The 20,244-nt window shown below is 54.6% G+C and carries 19 protein-coding genes; 15 read left to right on the top strand and 4 right to left on the bottom strand.

Annotated features, from left to right (window positions below; genetic code table 11):
* Positions 1-245: 245 nt before the first annotated feature.
* Complete coding sequence (uspA, locus tag G544_RS0105000) at positions 246-677, bottom strand: universal stress protein UspA (RefSeq protein ID WP_027273577.1); 432 nt, start codon at positions 675-677, stop codon at positions 246-248.
* A gap of 276 nt (positions 678-953) precedes the next feature.
* Complete coding sequence (pitA, locus tag G544_RS0104995) at positions 954-2,450, bottom strand: inorganic phosphate transporter PitA (RefSeq protein ID WP_027273576.1); 1,497 nt, start codon at positions 2,448-2,450, stop codon at positions 954-956.
* A gap of 274 nt (positions 2,451-2,724) precedes the next feature.
* Between pitA and G544_RS0104990 the strand changes: the two genes are divergently transcribed.
* Positions 2,725-3,930 (top strand): BaiN/RdsA family NAD(P)/FAD-dependent oxidoreductase, encoded by a 1,206-nt coding sequence (locus G544_RS0104990; RefSeq protein ID WP_036023454.1) that lies wholly within the window; start codon positions 2,725-2,727, stop codon positions 3,928-3,930.
* 14 nt (positions 3,931-3,944) lie between these two features.
* Here G544_RS0104990 and G544_RS0104985 read toward each other — a convergent pair whose 3' ends face one another.
* A complete protein-coding gene (locus G544_RS0104985; RefSeq protein WP_027273574.1) occupies positions 3,945-4,211 on the bottom strand; it encodes a DksA/TraR family C4-type zinc finger protein in 267 nt (88 codons plus the stop codon).
* Between the two features lie 415 nt (positions 4,212-4,626).
* Here G544_RS0104985 and G544_RS19950 point away from each other — a divergent pair, with 415 nt between their 5' ends.
* The 11 genes from G544_RS19950 (at position 4,627) to hemB (ending at position 15,752) form a co-directional block, all read left to right on the top strand.
* Positions 4,627-6,372, top strand: a complete 1,746-nt coding sequence (locus tag G544_RS19950) for a sensor histidine kinase (RefSeq protein ID WP_051155576.1) — start codon at positions 4,627-4,629, stop codon at positions 6,370-6,372.
* Positions 6,373-6,478: 106 nt separating this feature from the next.
* A complete protein-coding gene (locus G544_RS0104975; protein ID WP_027273573.1) occupies positions 6,479-7,012 on the top strand; it encodes a DedA family protein in 534 nt (177 codons plus the stop codon).
* 120 nt (positions 7,013-7,132) lie between these two features.
* A complete protein-coding gene (rmuC, locus tag G544_RS0104970; RefSeq protein ID WP_027273572.1) occupies positions 7,133-8,641 on the top strand; it encodes a DNA recombination protein RmuC in 1,509 nt (502 codons plus the stop codon).
* A 120-nt stretch (positions 8,642-8,761) separates the two neighbouring features.
* Positions 8,762-9,517 (top strand): bifunctional demethylmenaquinone methyltransferase/2-methoxy-6-polyprenyl-1,4-benzoquinol methylase UbiE, encoded by a 756-nt coding sequence (gene ubiE / locus G544_RS0104965; RefSeq protein WP_027273571.1) that lies wholly within the window; start codon positions 8,762-8,764, stop codon positions 9,515-9,517.
* Between the two features lie 305 nt (positions 9,518-9,822).
* Positions 9,823-10,428 (top strand): ubiquinone biosynthesis protein UbiJ, encoded by a 606-nt coding sequence (ubiJ, locus tag G544_RS0104960; RefSeq protein WP_027273570.1) that lies wholly within the window; start codon positions 9,823-9,825, stop codon positions 10,426-10,428.
* Positions 10,428-12,059: a ubiquinone biosynthesis regulatory protein kinase UbiB gene (ubiB, locus tag G544_RS0104955; protein ID WP_027273569.1), complete on the top strand. Its 1,632-nt coding sequence runs from the start codon at positions 10,428-10,430 to the stop codon at positions 12,057-12,059. The genes ubiJ and ubiB overlap by 1 nt, the downstream gene beginning before the upstream one ends.
* Positions 12,060-12,147: 88 nt before the next feature.
* On the top strand, positions 12,148-12,417 hold the full coding sequence (gene tatA, locus G544_RS0104950) for a Sec-independent protein translocase subunit TatA (protein ID WP_027273568.1): 270 nt from the start codon (positions 12,148-12,150) through the stop codon (positions 12,415-12,417).
* 3 nt (positions 12,418-12,420) lie between these two features.
* Positions 12,421-12,972, top strand: coding sequence for a Sec-independent protein translocase protein TatB (gene tatB, locus G544_RS0104945; protein WP_027273567.1), 552 nt, complete (start codon positions 12,421-12,423; stop codon positions 12,970-12,972).
* A 3-nt stretch (positions 12,973-12,975) separates the two neighbouring features.
* A complete protein-coding gene (tatC, locus tag G544_RS0104940; protein WP_027273566.1) occupies positions 12,976-13,773 on the top strand; it encodes a Sec-independent protein translocase subunit TatC in 798 nt (265 codons plus the stop codon).
* An 82-nt stretch (positions 13,774-13,855) separates the two neighbouring features.
* Positions 13,856-14,647, top strand: coding sequence for a 3'-5' ssDNA/RNA exonuclease TatD (gene tatD, locus G544_RS0104935; RefSeq protein ID WP_027273565.1), 792 nt, complete (start codon positions 13,856-13,858; stop codon positions 14,645-14,647).
* An 82-nt stretch (positions 14,648-14,729) separates the two neighbouring features.
* Positions 14,730-15,752, top strand: a complete 1,023-nt coding sequence (hemB, locus tag G544_RS0104930) for a porphobilinogen synthase (RefSeq protein ID WP_027273564.1) — start codon at positions 14,730-14,732, stop codon at positions 15,750-15,752.
* Positions 15,753-15,836: 84 nt separating this feature from the next.
* Here the strand turns inward: hemB and rfaH are convergent, their stop codons facing one another.
* Positions 15,837-16,328: a transcription/translation regulatory transformer protein RfaH gene (gene rfaH / locus G544_RS0104925; RefSeq protein WP_027273563.1), complete on the bottom strand. Its 492-nt coding sequence runs from the start codon at positions 16,326-16,328 to the stop codon at positions 15,837-15,839.
* Positions 16,329-16,778: 450 nt separating this feature from the next.
* Here rfaH and pepE point away from each other — a divergent pair, with 450 nt between their 5' ends.
* The 3 genes from pepE (at position 16,779) to fre (ending at position 20,151) form a co-directional block, all read left to right on the top strand.
* The gene (gene pepE, locus G544_RS0104920; protein WP_027273562.1) at positions 16,779-17,504 is read left to right on the top strand and encodes a dipeptidase PepE; all 726 of its coding nucleotides are present in this window, start codon (positions 16,779-16,781) and stop codon (positions 17,502-17,504) included.
* A gap of 395 nt (positions 17,505-17,899) precedes the next feature.
* Positions 17,900-19,387, top strand: a complete 1,488-nt coding sequence (gene ubiD / locus G544_RS0104915) for a 4-hydroxy-3-polyprenylbenzoate decarboxylase (RefSeq protein ID WP_027273561.1) — start codon at positions 17,900-17,902, stop codon at positions 19,385-19,387.
* 62 nt (positions 19,388-19,449) lie between these two features.
* A complete protein-coding gene (gene fre / locus G544_RS0104910) occupies positions 19,450-20,151 on the top strand; it encodes an NAD(P)H-flavin reductase (protein ID WP_027273560.1) in 702 nt (233 codons plus the stop codon).
* Positions 20,152-20,244 lie beyond the last annotated feature (93 nt).

Raw genomic sequence — 20,244 nt, 5'->3', positions numbered from 1 at the left:
AATATTCTGATTTAGTGTGAGAATTTTGATGTTAAATTGAGGTTATAATTAATTTAACAGAGATATAGAGCGATGACTGACGAAAGTAGTAGTATATATCTCTGCCGATTACGTCGTTTATTTATATATTAACTTAGCCGAAACGGTCGAATTTTTTATAAGAAAACAATAAGGCAAAAATTGTTTTTATGTATGAAAAACGCCCGCGGTGCGGGCGCTTTATTATAACGACTCAAGTCTAATTATTATTCTTCGTCCCTTAGCGGAACGATCAGCATATCGATATGCACGGTATTAATCAGCTGGCGCGCTGAAGACATTAGCTTGCTCCAGAAGTCCTGATGGTGGCCGCATAGCACCAGATCGACATCATACTTCTTAATCGCGTCAACCAGCACTTGGCCAAGATCTCCGCTTCCGCTCAGCGTTTCGGTGATAGGGTAGCCCGCGTTCTTCGCAAGCTCGGTCAGCGCGTCGTGAGTTTCTTCAGACACACGCTTTTGCATATCGCCCATGTTCACATCAATCAGCCCGGTGTACAGATCGGAGTAATTGACATCCACGTGGATCAGAGAAACCTTTGCATCGTAGGGACGGGCCATTGATACCGCTTTCTCTACCAGAACGTTGCTTTCCGGGGAGAGGTCAACTGCAATCAGAATATGTTTATATGCCATAAGAGAACTCCTTCTGTAGGATCCGCTAACTTCTTTAAATAAATAATAGCATCAGTACGTGCGATGAAAGTGGTAGGTCGATCACAGGGTGAATGCCTTTTTACTGAACAATCACGGTATTGCACAATCCCATCGTCGCCATGAATATAAAATAACGGGCGTTTGTTGGCTACCGCTATGTGGCCGATTGTTTAATTATTGTGACACTTCACGATTCAAGTCGAAAACAAAGGCCCGCCGAAGCGAGCCTTTGATAGCGAGGATTAGCGCAGACGATTAGATAATCTGAAGCGCAATCCAGTACAGGAGGGAAGACAGGCCGATGGTGGCCGGTAGCGTCAGTACCCAGGCCATGAAGATATTCTTCACGGTTTTGCCCTGAACGCCGCCGCCGTCAACCAGCATGGTGCCAGCGACTGCGGAAGAAAGCACCTGCGTGGTGGAAACCGGCATGCCGGTGTAGCTGGCAACGCCAATAGACACCGCCGCCGTGACCTGAGCCGATACGCCCTGTGCATAGGTCATGCCTTTCTTACCGATTTTTTCACCGATGGTTACCGCGACACGGCGCCAGCCCACCATGGTGCCCAGCGCAAGCGCCAGAGCGACGGAGACGATGATCCAGATAGGCGCGTACTCAACGGTAATCAGCAGGTCTGTACGCAGATCTTTGATGTAACGCTTATCCTGTGCGCTGGTTTCCGGCAGCTTGGTGACCTTGGCCGCCGTGTCGGCTACGCACAGCAGTGAACGGCGCAGCTGGCTGCGCTGCTCGGCGGGAAGCTGATCGTAGCCGGTAATGCCTTCCAGCATTTGCTTGGAGTGGCCGATGGCGATAAGCGAGCGGCTGCTGTCGCAGTGGTATTCCGTCGTTGACGGAATGGCGGGCAGCGCGGTCGCTGCGGCGTTATCTTGGCCTACGATGTGTGGGATAGCTTCACGGTGCTTCTCATAGTACTGCTCTAAGTGAGTCAGCGCGTCGCGCGTGCGGGCGAGGTCATAGCCGCTGGCGCTCATATCTACCACGAAGCCGGCCGGCGCTACGCCAATCAGCACCAGCATTAGCAGTCCGATACCCTTTTGGCCGTCGTTAGCGCCGTGCGAAAAGCTTACGCCGATAGCGGACACGATCAGCATGATACGAGTCCAGAACGGCGGTTTACGCTTGCCGTCTTTTTTCTCACGCTGCGCCGGGGTCAAGTGAATGCGCTGACGCTTCTTGTTGCCGCTCCAAAAGCGACGCAGCAGGAAGATCATGGCGCCCGCGATAATCAGGCCCACCAGCGGAGACAAAATCAAAGAGGCGAAGATTTGCAGCATCTTGGGGATGTTCAGCGCGTCGACGATAGACGTGCTGGTGACGATCGCGTTGGTGATGCCGATGCCGATAATGGAGCCGATCAGGGTATGGGAACTGGAGGCAGGAATACCGAAGTACCAGGTGCCTAAGTTCCAAATGATCGCCGCCAGAAGGATTGAGAACATCATGGCCAAGCCATGAGTCGAGTTAATGTTGAGCAAAAGATCGGTCGGCAGAAGGTGGACGATGGCGTAGGCTACGCTCAGTCCGCCCAATACGACGCCGAGGAAGTTGAATATCCCGGCCATAACGACGGCAAGCTGCTCGCGCATCGCACGGGTGTAAATAACGGTCGCTACCGCGTTGGCTGTATCGTGAAAGCCGTTGATGGCTTCATAAAACAGAACGAAAAGTAACGCGAGACCCAGCATAAGGGCAGTGTGGAATTCTAGACCTGCAAAAATGTTTAGCATAAATCTAACTGTCAGTAGTGGGAGGACGGGCGCATTATCAGCAGAATTGCGTTGGTGGAAAAGGGAAAATTCACTTTTTTTTCTTTTCTGCTAGCGGATTTACAGGCTTTTACAAAGATAACGTATTGTTATCTTTGCTATTAATGAGCAACAAAAAATAAATTAGTTATGTTGAGAAACTATTTCATGACTGGTGCCAACCATGGTGGATCGCTACAATTCGGCGACAAAACGCGATAGCGTTGGGGTACGGGTAAAAAAACGGGAGTTGAAGGTGGCAGAGCGAGTGGATGTAGTCATTATTGGCGCCGGAGCCGCGGGGCTTTTTTGCGCCGCGCAGGCGGGCCAGTCCGGCCTGAAGGTGACCGTCGTGGACAACGGCAAAAAGCCGGGCCGTAAGATCCTGATGTCCGGCGGCGGCCGCTGCAACTTCACGAATATGTATGCCGATCACACTGCCTATCTGTCGCACAATCCGCATTTTTGCAAGTCGGCGCTGGCGCGCTATACCCAGTGGGACTTTCTTGATTTGGTGAACCGCTACGGCATCGCCTGGCACGAAAAAGCGCTGGGGCAGTTGTTTTGCGACACGTCGGCGCAGGAGATTGTCGATATGCTGCAAAGCGAATGCGAAAAAGGCGGCGTTGCCTTTCGCATGCGCAGCGAAATTCTGGACGTAGAACGGACCGAGAACGGCTTTCTGCTGCGCCTGGCCAGCGGCGAGATTGAAGCCGGTGCGGTGGTGGTCGCAACCGGTGGGCTGTCGATGCCGGGGCTTGGCGCATCGCCTTTCGGCTATCGTCTGGCGGAAAAGTTCGGCCTCCCCGTTTTGCCAACGCGCGCGGGGCTGGTGCCCTTTACGCTGCACAAGCCGCTATTGGCCCAGTTGGAGGCGCTGGCGGGCGTTTCTGTACCGGTACAGGTGACTGCGCAAGATGGCACAAGCTTTAAGGAGAGCCTGCTGTTTACCCATAGGGGGCTGTCCGGCCCGGCTATTCTGCAGATTTCCAGCTACTGGCAGGCGGGTGAAGCGGTATCGATTAACCTGCTGCCGGATCTTGACGTCGAGGATTTCTTTCAGCGATCGCGTGAAGAGCACCCCAACCAGAGCGTGAAAAATACGCTGGCCCGCTGCCTGCCCAAGCGGCTGGTAGAGTGCCTACAGGCACAGGATGTTGTTCCCGACATGGCGCTTAACCAGCTTTCCAACGCGAGGCAGCAGGCGCTTGTCGAAGCGTTGACCGACTGGCGCATTCAGCCAAACGGCACCGAAGGCTACCGCACGGCGGAAGTGACGCTGGGCGGAGTCGATACCAAGGCGCTGTCGTCCAAAACGATGGAGGCGATTAACGTACCCGGTCTCTATTTCATCGGAGAAGTGATGGACGTGACCGGCTGGCTGGGCGGGTACAACTTCCAGTGGGCGTGGAGCTCGGCATGGGCCTGCGCGCAGGCGCTGGCGCAGCGAGGACATTTCTGAAAGCCAGCCGGCCGTTACCTTAACTGGCTGTCTTTACTGCCGCGTCGGTTGTAGCCGGCGCTGTGCTGATTCTTGATGTCCTGCTCCTGCTGGCAGGCGATGCAGTACCGTACGCCGGGAAGAGCATCCCGGCGCGCCTGAGGAATTTCTTCCCCGCACGATAAACAGTAAATGGCGCTTTCACCGTCGTGAAGCTGCGCCCGTGCTTTAGCCACGGCGTCGGATATCGTGCTGTCAATTTGGTCCTGTACGGCGCCGTCGGCGGCCCATCCGCTTGCCATTGGGTTTTCCTCCGCAATAGGCTCTAAAAAGTGAGACTGTTTCTTTTACTATGGCGGCGTTTTATTTCCACGCAAGTTTCATGGTTAATCTTTGCGCTTTTTTGTTTTTATTTAATTGATTTTTATATGAAAATAAAAATAATCATAATTTCTTCGTTTTTGTAGAAAAAAGAGCTTTACAGGCGATATTGATAATGATTATTATTTCCATGTTTTCAAGGGGCGGTCAACATGCTCACCCCGGGAAAGCACGACATTGCTCACATTGCTTCCAGTGTTTATTTTTAGCCAGCCCACGCGCTGGCTTTTTTTTTATTTATATAAATCAGCCTAATATAGCCACCTTTTGCCTCTAATGACGCAGTGCTACAATAGCGCTGCTTCCCTCCCGTCCCCGGCCCAGAGATGACCTCTTATGGATATCAGTCAGATAGATCTCATTTTTTCTTTGCTGCAGCAGATGTGCGTGTATCTGGTGATTGCCTACCTGTTGAGTAAAACGCCGCTGTTTATCCCTCTGATGCAGGTCACTATCAGGCTGCCGCACAAGCTGCTTTGCTACTTCACCTTTTCCATGTTCTGCATCATGGGGACTTACTTTGGCCTACAGATCGACGATTCCATCGCTAATACGCGCGCAATGGGCGCGGTGCTGGGCGGCGTTCTCGGCGGCCCTTCCGTCGGCTTTTTCGTCGGCCTGACGGGGGGATTGCACCGCTACTCCATGGGCGGCATGACGGCGACCGCCTGCATGCTCTCCACCATCGTCGAAGGGCTGGTCGGCGGCCTGCTTCACCGCTACCTGATTCGCCATAACCGCATGGATCTGCTGTTTCAGCCGCTTATCGTCGCCGCTATCACGCTGTTTGCGGAAGGACTACAGATGTTGATTATTCTGCTGGTCGCCAGGCCGTTTTCTCAGGCGGTTCATCTGGTCAACGATATCGCTCTGCCGATGATGATTACCAATACTATCGGCGCCGCGATGTTTATGCGGATTTTACTCGACAGGCGAGCGATATTTGAAAAGTATACGACGGCCTTTTCCGCGAAGGCGCTGCAAATCGCCGCCCGTTCTGAGGGGGTGCTGCGCGCCGGGTTCGATCGGCAAAACAGCATGCGGGTGGCCCAAATACTGTATGAAGAGCTGGAAGTCGGCGCCGTCGCCATTACCGACAGGGAGAAGCTGCTGGCCTTTATCGGCATCGGCGCTGACCACCACCTGCCGGGCACGCCTATTACGTCTCACTACACCCATAAAGCGATAGAGGACAATCAGGTGGTGTACGCCGACGGCAACGAGGTCCCCTACGCCTGCTCAATCACGCCAAACTGTAAGCTTGGCTCTACGTTAGTCATTCCGCTGCGGGGCGCAGAGAAAACGGTTATCGGCACGATTAAACTTTATGAGCCGAAAAGTAAGCTCTTCTCTTCTATTAACCGCACTCTGGGAGAAGGCATCGCCCACCTGCTGTCGGCGCAGATCCTGGCCGGAACGCTGGACAACCAAAAGCAGCTGCTTTCTCAGTCAGAAATAAAGCTGCTGCACGCACAGGTGAACCCGCACTTTCTGTTCAACGCGCTTAATACTCTGTCAGCCGTTATCCGTAAGGATCCGGATCGGGCTCGCGGCCTGGTACTTTCGCTATCCACCTTCTTTCGTAAAAACCTCAAGCGCAGCAACGACGAGGTAAGTCTGGGCGACGAGCTGGAGCATATCAACGCTTATTTGGAAATTGAAAAGGCGCGCTTTGCCGATCGCCTGACGGTGGATATTGATATCCCGACCGAGCTTGAGCCTCTTTTATTACCCGCCTTTTCGCTACAGCCGATCGTTGAAAACGCCATTAAGCACGGCACGTCGCAAATGCTGACGGAAGGGCATATCAACATCAGAGGGTACTGCGACGGTTCGCAGGGGCGCCCTGCGCTGGTGCTGGTGGTGGAAGACAACGCAGGCCTGTATCAGCCGCGTTTAAACGGTGATGGGCTGGGCATGAATCTGGTCGATAGGCGCATTAAGGCCCGCTACGGCTATGACTACGGCATTACCGTTGAAAGTGAACCCGAACGGTTTACGCGAGTGGTAATACGGCTTCCCGCATTAGGCGAGGATGAGGTAATAGACAGCCTCGCAGGCACATGCGCACGGGCAGGGTAAAGGCGAGGGGCGTTTTGAGCGCCTTACGTATAAAAGCGAAAAGAGGGTTGATTTTTCAAAGGCCTTTCCGGCTAAATGTGAGCAGAATTCAGCCGGAGCTTTTTGCGTGACGCTTGACCACGTTATTCAGGTAACCATGAACTTTGTGCGCGACCACCAGACTTGGGGGCCGCCCATCGTCTTTGCGCTGGCGTTCGGTGAATCCATCGCGTTTCTCTCCTTGCTTGTCCCGGCGACCGTCATTTTGATCGGCATCGGTGCCATTATTGGCGAAAGCGGCATTGGCTTCTGGCCTCTGTGGCTGGCAGCCAGTGCCGGTGCGTTCTTTGGCGACTGGGTCTCTTACTGGTTCGGCTGGCGCTATAAGGACAGCGTTGCCCACATTTGGCCACTTTCTCGCGATCCTAATCTGCTGCTTCGCGGCCAGCGTATTTTCGAACGTTGGGGCGCGCTGGGCGTGTTTGTCGGACGATTCTTCGGCCCGCTGAGGGCAACGGTGCCGTTGGCTGCCGGGGTCTGTAATATGCCGCTAAGGTCGTTTCAGGTCGTCAACCTGCTGTCCGCCATGCTGTGGGGATTCGCCATGCTGGCGCCGGGCGCCTTTGGCCTACAGTGGGCGATGCACTATCTGCGCTTTTGACGTACCCACTCTGCGGGTTACCTTCCGGAGTTGCTTAAATCATTCTGGACATTCATACAGTATTTCCTTACTTTTAATCCCTACTTTAAACAGTCAGTGAAATTATCAACCGGAGGCTCGGTGGACAGCAGCTTAACAATCGTGATTGGCGCAGCGCTGGCGGGGTTTATCGCCGCCGGCCTGGTGTCGATGCTGATTAACCAGCGGGCGCGCCTGCGGCTGGAGGGGCAGCTAGAGCTACAGGCGGCTCAGCTTGAACAGGCTCAAAGCGAAAGGGACGGGCTGAAGCGGGAAAAAGAGTCGGCGCAAAAAGCGCTGCAGGCGGGGCAAGAAGAGCTGCGCGAGGTGTATGCGCGCCTGGCCGCCGCGCAGGAAAAGGCGCAGCAGCAGGCGCTGTGGCATGAGGAATGTGAACGCCTTAATCAGGAGCTGCGCGGGCTACAGGGCATCAACAGCGCGCTTGAGGTTGAACTGCGGGAGATGTCGACCCGCCTTGAAGAGACCCGATTCGCCGCTGAGGAAAAGCAGCGCCTGTTGATTAACAGCGAGCAGCGGCTAACGGTGCAGTTTGAAAATCTGGCCAACCGCATTTTTGAGCAAAGCGGCAGGAAGGTAGACGAACAGAATAGGCAAAGTTTAGACAGGCTCTTACTGCCTTTAAGCGAACAGCTGGACGGTTTTCGCCGTCAGGTGCAGGAAAATTACGGGCAGGAAGCGCGCGAACGTCATACGCTGACCCATGAGATCCGCAATCTCCAGCAGCTTAACGCACAGATGGCGAAAGAAGCGCTGAACCTGACCAATGCGTTGAAAGGCGATAATAAAACGCAGGGCAACTGGGGCGAAGTGGTTCTGGGGCGCGTGCTTGAGGCTTCAGGGCTTAGAGAAGGCTATGAGTACCAAACTCAGGTCAGTATGCAAAGTGAAGGCGGGAACCGGCAGCAGCCGGACGTCATCGTCCATTTGCCGCAGGATAAAGACGTAGTTATCGATGCGAAAATGTCGCTGGTCAGCTATGAACGCTACTTTAACAGCGACGATGAGCAAGAGCGAACGCAGGCGCTGCACGAGCACATCGCGTCGATTCGTTCCCATATCCGTCAGCTTGGGCGAAAGGACTATCATCAGCTACCGGGGCTGCGTTCTCTGGATTATGTGCTAATGTTTATTCCCGTTGAGCCCGCATTTTTGCTGGCGATAGACCGACAGCCGGAGTTGATTGGCGAGGCGTTGCAAAATAATATCATGCTGGTCAGCCCGACGACGCTGCTGGTGGCTCTGAGAACAATCAGCAACCTTTGGCGCTATGAGCACCAGAGCCAAAACGCCCAGCTGATTGCCGAGCGGGCGGCGAAGCTGTATGACAAAATGCGGCTGTTCGTCGACGATATGACCGCATTAGGCGCCAGCCTGGACAAAGCTCAGGGCAGCTACCGTCAGGCGGTGAATCGCCTGTCTCAGGGGAGAGGAAACGTGCTGGGGCAGATAGAGAGCTTCCGCGCTTTGGGTGTAGAGGTTAAACGGCCGATAGGCTCGGAGATATTCACGCCGGCCCGCGCTGACGATTTATCGGACATATCGGAGAGTCAGGAGGCATCGGAACATTCATCTAATATTGCTCGGATTTAACAAAAAAGAGTTATTGGTGGGTATGTTTCAGAGTGTTTCTGGTAGACTAAATCGATTCACAGAGATTTATAGTACTTATTAAATTTTCTCTAGGCATTAAACTTTCTTCAGGCATTAAACATGATGAACGATCCACAGGAAACCACGCACTTTGGCTTCCAAACCGTAAACAAAGACGAAAAGGCCGATATGGTGGCCCACGTCTTTCACTCCGTAGCGTCTAAGTACGATCTGATGAACGACCTGATGTCGTTCGGCATCCACCGAATCTGGAAGCGCTTCACCATTGACTGCAGCGCCGTGCGCGAAGGCCAGCGGGTGCTCGATCTGGCCGGCGGTACCGGCGATCTGACGGCAAAGTTTTCCCGCATGGTTGGTGAGAAGGGCAGCGTTGTGCTGGCGGATATCAACGATTCGATGCTGAAAATGGGCCGTGAAAAGCTGCGCAATATGGGCATCATCGGCAACGTCAACTACGTTCAGGCTAACGCCGAGGCGCTGCCTTTCCCTGACGACTATTTTGACTGCATCACTATTTCTTTTGGCCTTCGCAACGTGACCGAGAAGGATAAGGCGCTGCGCTCCATGTTCCGCGTGCTGAAGCCGGGCGGTCGCCTGCTGGTGCTGGAGTTTTCCAAGCCCACCGCCAAGGTGCTTAACTCAGCCTATGATGCCTACTCATTCCACGTTCTGCCGAAAATCGGCGAGTGGATCACCAGAGACGCTGACAGCTATCGCTATCTGGCAGAATCCATCCGCATGCATCCCGATCAGGAAACGCTGAAGGGAATGATGCTGGAAGCTGGTTTTGACAGCGTGGAATACTTTAACCTGACCGGTGGTATCGTCGCGCTGCACCGCGGTTATAAGTACTAAACGTCGTTTATTCATCATGTTCTGAAACGCTGCGCGATGCTCGGAAACTGAAACGAGCTTCGCACAGCGGTTTCCGCTGGCCCTTATGTGCGAGGGGTAAGCGCTGTTTGTTTCATTATTGTTAATTTTTTTATGGCCGTCGAGTACGCGTTCTTACTGAGTTAATGCATTAATAAAACTGTGTTTTTTCTGTTTTTTCTACATTTCTTCTACTCTCTTTAAGGTCATCCCCCGCTGTACTCTGACGCCATTCATGATTACTATGACTGGATTGTATTTATCCTCGTCATGCTTCAAGGATCGCTATGCTGCTTGTTCCTCTGGTTTCCGGCCTGATAGAAACGTCGCTTAACGGCCTGCTCTTTCGCGATCGCAATATTCAGTTGGCCAGCCATCGACTGGCGGGAAAAACGCTGACGCTCTGCCTGCAGGAACTCTCAACGACCCTGACGCTGGTGTTCAGCGTGAACCATATCGACGTTGTCAGCCAGTGGCAGCCGCCAGCGGACTGTACGCTGACGACGCGACTGGCGACGTTGTTTTCCCTGCGCGACAGGCAGCGGCTTTCCGCGCTGATGCGTGACGGCGAAGTTAGCGTTGATGGGGACATTCAGATTATTCAGCAGTTTGTGACCCTGATAGATTTGGCAGAATGGGATCCGGCCGAGTGGCTGTCTCCTTATATCGGCGACGTTGCCGCCGAAACGCTGAGCCAGGGCGTGCAAAACGGCGTAAAAAGCGTTAGCCGCTGGGCCTCTCGCCAGCAGGGCTACTTAGCTCAGGCCGTAACGCAGGAGTGGCGTTTGGCTCCCGGTCGGCTTGAGGTTTTGCACTTTAGCGACCAAACGGAAAGGTTAAGCCAGGACGTAGACGCGCTGGTTTCTCGCATTGAGCGGCTGGAGCGAGCCTGATGACTCCTTCTGAACTGTTTCGGCTGTATGCCATTATTCGCGTATTTTTAAACCACGGGCTGGACGAACTGATCCCCAAGATGCGGCTGACCTGGCCGCTTCGCGTAGGATGCCGGGCGCTGTTTTGGCTGCGCAACCAGCATCCGGAAAAGCCGCTGGGCGAGCGGCTGCGTCTGGGGCTTCAGACGCTGGGGCCGGTTTGGATCAAGTTTGGTCAAATGCTGTCCACCCGCCGCGATCTGTTTCCTCCGTCCATTGCCGATCAGCTGGCTCTGCTGCAAGATCAGGTGACGTCGTTTGACGGAGCGCTGGCGCGTCGGCAGATAGAGGACGCCATGGGCGGCCCGCTTGAGCGCTGGTTTGATGACTTTGACTCAACGCCGCTGGCGTCGGCCTCTATTGCGCAGGTGCACACCGCAACGCTTAAAAGCAGCGGGCAGGAAGTGGTGCTGAAGGTGATCCGCCCGGACATCAAGCCGGTCATTGAGGCGGACATTCGCCTGATGTACCGCATTGCGGGCTGGGTGCCCAAGCTGCTCCCTGACGGTCGTCGCCTGCGGCCCAGAGAGGTAGTGCGTGAATATGAAAAGACGCTGCTCGACGAGCTCAACCTGCTGAGAGAGGCGGCCAACGCCATCCAGCTTCGCCGCAATTTCGACGGCAGCCCTATGCTCTATGTGCCCGAAGTGTACAGCGACCTTTGTTATGAAAACGTGCTGGTCATGGAGAGGATCTACGGCATTCCCGTTTCTGACATCGACGCGCTGATAGCCAACGGCACCAACATGAAGCTTTTAGCGGAACGGGGCGTGCAGGTGTTCTTTACCCAGGTGTTTCGCGACAGCTTCTTCCACGCGGACATGCACCCCGGCAATATTTTTATCAGCTACGAGAAGCCTGAAGACCCTCAGTATATCGGCATTGACTGCGGCATCGTCGGCTCTTTGAGCAAGGCGGACAAGCGCTATCTGGCGGAAAACTTTATCGCCTTTTTCAACCGCGACTACCGCAAGGTGGCGGAGCTTCACGTTGATTCCGGCTGGGTGCCTGCGGATACCTGCGTTGAGGAGTTTGAGTTCGCCATCCGCACCGTGTGCGAACCCATTTTTGAGAAACCGCTTTCTGAAATTTCGTTTGGCCACGTGCTGCTGAACCTGTTCAACACGGCGCGTCGTTTTAATATGGAAGTTCAGCCTCAGTTGGTTTTACTGCAAAAGACGCTGCTCTATATCGAAGGGCTGGGGCGCCAGCTCTATCCGCAGCTTGACCTGTGGACGACGGCCAAGCCGTTCCTTGAGTCGTGGATGCGCGAGCAGGTCGGCATTCCCGGCGTGTTAAAAACGCTAAAAGAGAAGGCGCCGTACTGGGTAGAAAAATTACCGGAATTGCCCGAGCTGTTTTACGACAGTTTGCGGCAGCACAAAGAATTACAAAATAGTATTGATAAACTCAGTGCCCGATTGAGTGAAAATGAGAGTAAACGGCGACGCTCCGGCTACCTTTTTGGGGTAGGTGCCACGCTGCTGGTTAGTGCTACAATGCTGTTTATTGGTCAGATTTCATTTTGGCCGCTCTGCCTGACCGGTGTAGGTCTTGCGGTTTGGCTAATAGGCTGGGTGAAGGCCGCCTGAGGAAATTTATTACTATAGTTTAAGGAAACCGCCGTATATACTTGGCGGCAATCGTAACGTTAACCCACGATCTATAGAGGCATATCACATGGGTGGAATTAGTATTTGGCAACTGCTTATTATTGTTGCAATTGTCGTGCTGCTGTTCGGAACGAAGAAGCTGCGCACGCTGGGTTCAGACCTCGGCGCATCGGTCAAAGGCTTCAAAAAGGCGATGAGCGACGAAGAGTCCACGCCGAACAAAGAAGAAGCTCAAAAGGAAAAAGATGCTGACTTCGTCGTGAAGTCTATCGAAGAACAGCAGGAAAACACGGTTAAAACCGAAGAACAAAAGAGCCAGAATAAAGAGCAGGTGTAATCCGTGTTCGATATAGGATTTGGTGAAATTGTACTGGTGCTGATCATCGGCCTTATCGTGCTCGGCCCCGAACGGTTGCCCGTTGCGGTGAAAACGGTTGCCGGTTGGATCCGAGCCATGCGCTCTCTGGCGTCATCGGTACAAAACGAGCTGACTCAGGAACTGAAGCTGCAAGAGCTGAAAGATAGCCTGAAGAAAGCGGAGCAGGCCGGTCTGCAAAACCTCTCCCCGGAGCTTAAAGCGTCGATGGAGGAGCTTAGAGAGATGGCGAGCGGTATGAAACGTACCGTTCAAACCGATCTTAATAAGGCTGCCGAATCATTCAAAGAGACACCATCTCCTGACACTACCGCGACTGCGGCCGGCGACGCTGAAGCGCCGGCCCGCGTCGTTAGCGATCCGGCGATGAATCGTCAGAACGTCCCGCCCGTGGATTCAATGACGAAGCCTGAGGCTGTTGTAGTTGAAGCCGCGCCTGCCGCTGACGCAGAGTCTAAGCCGCAGGAGGCTCAGCCCGAAGCCCCATCCCCAAGTAAAACCGATGGCGAAAAATAATTCATGGCCGTAGAAGATACCCAACCGCTTATCACTCATTTGATAGAGCTGCGCAGTAGGTTGCTGCGTTCAATGGTCTGTATCATCGTCGTGTTTCTGGCGCTGGTCTATTTCTCTAACGATATCTACCACATGATTTCCGCGCCGCTGATGAAGCAGCTGCCGGAAAAAGCCAGCATGATCGCTACCGACGTGGCGTCGCCATTTTTAACGCCTATCAAGCTGACGCTTATCGTGTCGGTTTTTGTTTCAGCGCCCTATATTCTGTATCAGATCTGGTCGTTTATCGCGCCGGCGCTGTATAAGCACGAACGTCGCCTGATGATGCCGCTGCTGTTTTCCAGCACTGCGCTGTTTTACCTCGGCATGGCGTTTGCCTACTTCGTCGTGTTCCCGCTGGCGTTCGGCTTTTTTGTCAAAACCGCGCCGGAAGGCATTCTGATATCGACCGACATCAACAATTACCTGAACTTCGTCATGGCGCTGTTTTTTGCCTTTGGCGTGTCGTTTGAGGTGCCGGTCGCGATTATCCTGCTGTGCTGGAGCGGCGTAACGACGCCTGCCGAACTGAAGAAAAAGCGTCCCTACATCGTTGTTGGCGCTTTTGTTGTCGGCATGCTGTTAACGCCGCCGGACGTCTTCTCTCAGACGCTTCTCGCGATCCCTATGTGCATCCTGTTTGAGATTGGCGTGTTCTTTGCCCGTTTCTACGTGGGTAAAGGGCGTCGGGAAGGGGAAGAAGGTGATGAGGACAGCGAGGCGGACGACGCCGACGAAAGCGGCGACAAGCCTTCAGCCTGACGCTGTTGCGAGACACACCCTATGCTGTCTGCAAATAAGCCGCCTTTTGGGCGGCTTACGTTTTTTACGGGAGCCAAATACCGTGTTTGATATTGGAATTAACCTGACCAACCGACAGTTTGCCGCCGATCGGCACGACGTGGTTGAACGCGCGAAGCAGGCCGGCGTGAAGGGAATGCTGATAACCGGAACGTCCTTGAAAGAAAGCCGCGCCGCGCAGGCGCTGGCGGCGGAATATCCCGACTACTGCTGGAGCACGGCGGGCGTCCATCCTCACGACGCTTCGGGCTGGTCGGACGAATGTGCAGAGCAGATATATCGGCTGTTACAAAAGCCGCAGGCGGTCGCCGTCGGCGAGTGCGGGCTGGACTTTAACCGCAACTTTTCTACGCCTGAGCAGCAGGAACGGGCCTTTTCCGAGCAGCTTTCGATGGCGGCCGAGCTGTCGATGCCGCTGTTTCTGCACTGTAGGGACGCCTATCCGCGCTTTATTGAGCTGCTTAAGCCGTGGCTTTCGAAAGTACCGGCGGCAGTCGTACACTGCTTTACCGACGACGGACGCGCGCTGGAGGACTATCTGTCCCTGGGGCTTTATGTCGGCATTACCGGCTGGGTGTGCGACGAGCGGCGCGGTCTTGAGCTTCGCGAGCTGGTGTCGCGTATTCCTGCGGACAAACTGCTGCTGGAAACCGACGCGCCTTACCTGTTGCCCAGAGACTTAAAGCCTAAGCCGACTTCCAGACGCAATGAGCCTGCCTATTTGGCCCATATCCTGCGGGAGGTCGCAAAGCTTCGGGGCGAAGATGCGAACGAGCTGGGAGAAATAACCCGCCAAAATGCGCTGCGCCTGCTGGGTGTTAGTCAAAGCGATTGAAGCGTATGATATATACACTGCGGCGGTGAGCTTTCCTGATCCTCTTTCTTGCCGTCGATAGAACAAAATAAGGAGAACGAGTGTGAGCTATGTTATTCCCGGGGCGTATCCCCACCGTCGCCTGCGCCGCGTGCGCGCCCACGACTTCAGCCGCCGCCTGGTGTGCGAAAACCAGCTGACGGTTAACGACCTGATTTATCCGGTATTCATTATGGAAGGCGAGAACCGTCGTCAAGACGTGCCTTCCATGCCGGGCGTCAGCCGCATGACGGTCGATATCCTGATAAAGGAAGCGGAAGAGCTGGCGAAGCTGGGCGTTCCGGTTATCTCCCTGTTCCCGGTGATTGAGTCCGATCTTAAAAGCCTGTACGCAGAGCAGGCCTACAACCCGCAGGGGCTGGTGCCTCGGGCGGTAAGAGCGCTGAAGCAGGCGGTTCCTGAGCTTGGCGTCCTGACCGACGTTGCGCTTGACCCTTATACCACTCATGGGCAGGACGGCATTATCGACAGCGACGGCTACGTGATTAACGAAGTGACGAAAGAGATTCTGGTCCGCCAGGCCCTGTGCCATGCGGAGGCCGGCGCTGACATCGTCGCGCCCAGCGATATGATGGACGGCCGCATCGGCGCGGTTCGCCAGCAGCTGGAGGCCCAGAGCTTTATAAACACGCAAATTATGGCCTATTCCGCCAAGTATGCTTCCTGCTACTACGGGCCGTTCCGCGATGCGGTCGGATCAAGCGGCAACCTGAAGGGCGGCAACAAGAAAACCTACCAAATGGATCCGGCTAACGGCAATGAAGCACTGCAAGAAGTGGCTCAGGACCTGCAGGAAGGGGCTGATATGGTGATGGTGAAGCCGGGGATGCCGTATCTTGACGTGATTCGTCAGGTGAAGGACACCTTCGCAGTGCCGACGTTCGCCTATCAGGTCTCCGGCGAGTACGCCATGCACATGGCGGCTTTCCAAAACGGTTGGCTGCAGGAGCAACCGGCCGTGCTGGAATCCCTGCTGTGCTTCAAGCGCGCCGGCGCCGACGGCGTGCTGACCTACTTTGCCAAACGCGTCGCCCAGTGGCTGCGCGACGAAGCGACGCGTCGCTAACGACGTTGGGGAAGCGGCGCGCGCCGCTTCCTGTTAGGCTGTGTCCCGCCATTGTCCCCACCGTGGACAATGGCGGGACACAGCCTAGTCTCGTTTTTCAAACTGCGTATTGTCGACGCGATGCGACACCTGCTGGTTAATCAGGTTAAGCAGCAGAATAGAGCGCGTCTCTCCATCGGGCTCTGCGTAGATAGCCTCCAACCCTTCAAAAATTCCTTCGGTAATGACGACCTTATCCCCGCTTTTAGGCAGGGAAGGCGAGCTTATCAGCGGCTTTGGCTGCATCATCAGGCTTTTTATCAGGCTAAACGGTACCGTCACCGGGTAGCGCCCAAAGCGAATAAAGTGGCTGACTCCGCGCGTTGAGCTGATAGTGGTCGTGTGGATCCTTTCCGGATCGAGTTCGATGAACAGATAGTTGGGAAACAGCGGCTCGCTGACTACAGTCTTTTTACCCCGAACTATTTTCTCTATCTCATACATAGGGCTAAAACAGGGAACCTCCTGACGCTCGAGGTTCTCCTGGGCCCGCATCAGTTGCCCGCGTTTACAGTAAAGCAGATACCATGATTCCATATACGTTTGCCGGACTTTGAGTTACGGGACACGGGCCTAAGCATAGCAAAAGCACGAATGAATAAACATATACCCGTCATACTTCAAGCCGCAGGCGCGTTGGCTGCGCTTGCTCACCCTAGTCACTTACTTATGTAAGCTCCTAGGGATTCCCTCGCTTGCCGCCTTCCTGCAACTTGAATTATTTAGGGTATAACAGGGTATGCGTTGGTCGATTAATTAGGCGATTAGGATTATTCTGGTAAGGACAGTCCGCACGGTTTCGTTACCGCCGCTCTGCCGATTGGTGATGAATTAACCGTCGGAGGGGGCATAAGCGGTAAGCGATCACAGTAAAGATGCGTGTTTTTTCGTATCCTTATGCGGCAAAATCCAGGCTGGCTTCCGTCCTTTTTTCCACTGAAGCGGAAGTTGGCCGGTACGTTAACAAACTAAACAGAGGTAGATTGTATGGAACTCATATTGTTGAGTAATGGCAAGACGTCCGGTGACGCAGAGCTCTTAGGCTATGCAAAAAAGCAAATTTTGGCCGTTCTAGAAAGCCGGAAGGTCGCCAAGGCAATATTGATTCCTTATGCCCTGATTCGTAGTGATTATGACTCACGCGCTCGTGACTTGGAAAAAAGCCTCGGTATTTCCGTCACCAGCGTTCACCACTTTGATAACCAGGCCGAAGCTATCGATCAGGCCGAGTGCATTATCATCAGCGGTGGCAATACCTGGATGTTGAATCAGATGATGCATGAGAAAGGGCTGATTGTGCCTATTCAGCGCGCGGTGCGCGAGCGCAACATTCCTTATATCGGTTGGAGCGCCGGCTGCAACGTGGCCTGTCCTTCCATCAGAACCACCAACGATATGCCCGTTCGCAGCAGCGTAGTACTGCCTTCGCTGGGCCTGTTCCCCGTCCAGATTAACCCGCACTACATTGACGCTCACGTAAGCGGCCATATGGGCGAAACGCGCGACGAGCGCATCGCAGAATTTTGCGCGGTAAACCCGACGGAGTCCGTCGTGGCGATCCGTGAAGGCAGCCTGCTGCAAATTTCCGGCAACGACCTGACCTATTTCAGCGCCAAAGGGCAAGGATTCAAAATTTTCCGCCACGGTCAGGAAACCACAGAGCATATGGACACGAAGGCGCTGAGCAAGCTTGTCCCCTTTACCTGCTGTTAATTGGCGGTAATTAGAAGTAAAGTAAGGGAAACCTTCTATACCCCGTCATACTTCAAGTTGCCTGTGCGTTGGCTGCGCTTGTTATTCGGCCCATTTATATGGGCCTCACCTCTAACGAGGCCGCCGCAAGCGGCGTTCAAATCTGCTTTCGCAGATTTGTCACCCCAGTCACTTACTTATGTAAGCTCCTGGGGATTCTCTCGCTTGCCGCGTGATTCGGCCCTTAGGGCCTCACCCTAAAGGGCCAGCGCTTTACGCTGTTCAAAACGCCATTAGCGTTTTGTCCTGCAACTCGAATTATTTAGGGTATACTTTTCAAACTTCCGGCTGCGCGTTTTGCAGCCGGAAGTATTCAGAATAGTCTATTAACGCCTTTGGCCTGCGGTAGAGAGCGAATGAAATATCGAGACCTGCGGGAGTTTTTGGCGCTGCTTGAGCAGCGGGGAGAACTCAAGCGCATTAAACAGCCGATTGATCCCTATCTGGAAATGACCGAGATCGCCGACCGTACGCTGCGGGCCGAAGGTCCTGCCCTGCTGTTTGAAAATCCGAAAGGGTACGACGTGCCGGTGCTGTGCAACCTGTTTGGTACGCCCAAGCGTGTCGCATTGGGGATGGGACAAGAGGAAGTGAGCGCGTTGCGCGACGTAGGCGAACTGCTGGCGTTCCTCAAGGAGCCCGAGCCTCCTAAGGGCTTTCGCGACCTGATGGACAAGCTGCCGCAGTTTAAGCAAGTGCTGAACATGCCGACGAAACAGCTGTCCTCGGCTCCCTGTCAGGAGCAGATCTGGCAGGGGGACGACGTCGACCTCACCAAATTACCCATCATGCACTGTTGGCCAGAGGATGCAGCCCCGCTGATTTCATGGGGGCTCACGGTGACGCGCGGCCCACACAAAGCGCGCCAGAATCTGGGTATCTACCGTCAACAGGTGCTGGGCAAGAACAAGGTTATTATGCGCTGGCTGTCCCACCGAGGCGGCGCATTAGACTATCAGGAGTGGCGTCAGAAGCACCCCGGAGAGCGTTTTCCCATCGCGGTCGCGCTGGGCGCCGACCCGGCGACGCTGCTGGCCGCCGTGACGCCGGTGCCGGATACTCTGTCCGAATACGCTTTTGCCGGGCTGCTGCGCGGCTATAAGACCGACGTGGTTAAATGTATCTCCTGCGATTTGGAAGTCCCGGCCAGTGCCGAGATCGTGCTGGAAGGGTACATTGAGCCAGAAGAACTCGCCCCCGAAGGGCCCTACGGCGATCACACCGGCTACTATAACGAAGTGGACAACTTCCCCGTTTTCACCGTTACCCACATTACCCGCCGCGCCGACGCGATTTACCATTCCACCTATACCGGACGGCCGCCGGACGAGCCCGCCGTCATGGGATTGGCGCTCAACGAAGTGTTTGTGCCCATCCTGAGAAAGCAGTTTCCGGAAATCGTCGATTTCTACTTGCCGCCGGAGGGCTGTTCTTATCGAATGGCCATCGTCACGATGAAAAAGCAGTACGCTGGCCACGCCAAGCGCGTAATGATGGGCGTCTGGTCTTTCCTGCGGCAGTTTATGTACACCAAGTTCGTTATCGTTTGCGATGACGACATTAACGCCCGCGACTGGAAGGACGTCATCTGGGCGATAACGACGCGTATGGATCCGGCGCGCGACACGGTGCTGATGGAAAACACGCCGATAGACTATCTGGACTTCGCCTCACCGGTATCCGGCCTGGGTTCTAAAATGGGGATGGATGCCACCAACAAGTGGCCGGGTGAGACGCAAAGAGAGTGGGGACGCCCGATTACCAAGGATCCAGAGGTTTGCGCGCGCATCGATGCGCTTTGGGACGAGCTGGGCATATTTGAATCGAGCAACGCCTCCCGCTAATATGACTGACGCACCGCTTAACGGCACTTTTGATTTTAATGACCCCGCTTTAGAGGGAACACATGGCAACGTTGAACTGTAAAATCGCCTCCGTGGAATCTATTACCGATACGGTGTTTCGCGTCAGGTTAATTCCGCAAGAGCCGGTTTCATTTCTGGCAGGCCAATACCTGCTGGGCGTTATGGATGAACGAGACCGCCGCCCGTTTTCAATGGCCTCGACGCCGATGGAAGACGGCGTTATCGAACTGCACGTCGGCGCGTCCGAGTTTAATCTGTACGCCATGGCCGTGATGGACCGCCTGCTGACGGAAAAGAGCATCAGCGTGGATATTCCCCACGGAGACGCGTGGTTTCGTCAGGATTCCGATCGCCCCATGCTGCTTATCGCCGGCGGCACCGGTTTTTCTTACGTGAACTCCATCCTGATGACCGCGCTGTCGCAGACGCCGACGAGAAAGATTTCGCTGTACTGGGGCGGGCGTGAAGCCGAGCACCTGTACGACATGGGGCGTTTGGAGGCGCTGACGGTGCAGTATCCCAATCTGGACGTAGTTTCCGTCGTCGAACAGCCGAATGAAGGGTGGCGCGGCCGCACTGGAACGGTACTGGCGGCGGTATTGGCTGACTTTGGCTCGCTGGCGGACTATGACATTTACATCGCCGGCCGTTTCGAAATGGTAAAAATAGCCAGAGAGCGCTTCTGTCTTGAGCGCGGCGCTGATGAAAAGCGCATGTTTGGCGATGCGTTCTCATTTATCTGATACTCACTTCTTCACGCCGCTGTGCTAACGCAAAGCGGCGGCCTTACGGGCTCGTCGCCTTTATCGCGAGGACGTTTAGCGTCCCCCGCCATC

It is taken from the genome of Leminorella grimontii ATCC 33999 = DSM 5078 (genome assembly GCF_000439085.1).
Classification (GTDB): domain Bacteria; phylum Pseudomonadota; class Gammaproteobacteria; order Enterobacterales; family Enterobacteriaceae; genus Leminorella; species Leminorella grimontii.
This window is presented reverse-complemented; position numbering and strand designations above follow the sequence as displayed.

Excerpts from the sequence above, each read along its gene's own strand:
- G544_RS19950 (WP_051155576.1), top strand. The coding sequence starts at position 4,627 with ATGGATATCAGTCAGATAGATCTCATTTTTTCTTTGCTGCAGCAGATG.
- tatC (WP_027273566.1), top strand. The coding sequence starts at position 12,976 with ATGGCCGTAGAAGATACCCAACCGCTTATCACTCATTTGATAGAGCTG.
- uspA (WP_027273577.1), bottom strand. The coding sequence starts at position 677 with ATGGCATATAAACATATTCTGATTGCAGTTGACCTCTCCCCGGAAAGC.
- ubiJ (WP_027273570.1), top strand. The coding sequence starts at position 9,823 with ATGCTGCTTGTTCCTCTGGTTTCCGGCCTGATAGAAACGTCGCTTAAC.
- pepE (WP_027273562.1), top strand. The coding sequence starts at position 16,779 with ATGGAACTCATATTGTTGAGTAATGGCAAGACGTCCGGTGACGCAGAG.
- pitA (WP_027273576.1), bottom strand. The coding sequence starts at position 2,450 with ATGCTAAACATTTTTGCAGGTCTAGAATTCCACACTGCCCTTATGCTG.
- ubiB (WP_027273569.1), top strand. The coding sequence starts at position 10,428 with ATGACTCCTTCTGAACTGTTTCGGCTGTATGCCATTATTCGCGTATTT.
- rfaH (WP_027273563.1), bottom strand. The coding sequence starts at position 16,328 with ATGGAATCATGGTATCTGCTTTACTGTAAACGCGGGCAACTGATGCGG.
- ubiD (WP_027273561.1), top strand. The coding sequence starts at position 17,900 with ATGAAATATCGAGACCTGCGGGAGTTTTTGGCGCTGCTTGAGCAGCGG.
- tatA (WP_027273568.1), top strand. The coding sequence starts at position 12,148 with ATGGGTGGAATTAGTATTTGGCAACTGCTTATTATTGTTGCAATTGTC.
- fre (WP_027273560.1), top strand. The coding sequence starts at position 19,450 with ATGGCAACGTTGAACTGTAAAATCGCCTCCGTGGAATCTATTACCGAT.
- ubiE (WP_027273571.1), top strand. The coding sequence starts at position 8,762 with ATGATGAACGATCCACAGGAAACCACGCACTTTGGCTTCCAAACCGTA.
- G544_RS0104985 (WP_027273574.1), bottom strand. The coding sequence starts at position 4,211 with ATGGCAAGCGGATGGGCCGCCGACGGCGCCGTACAGGACCAAATTGAC.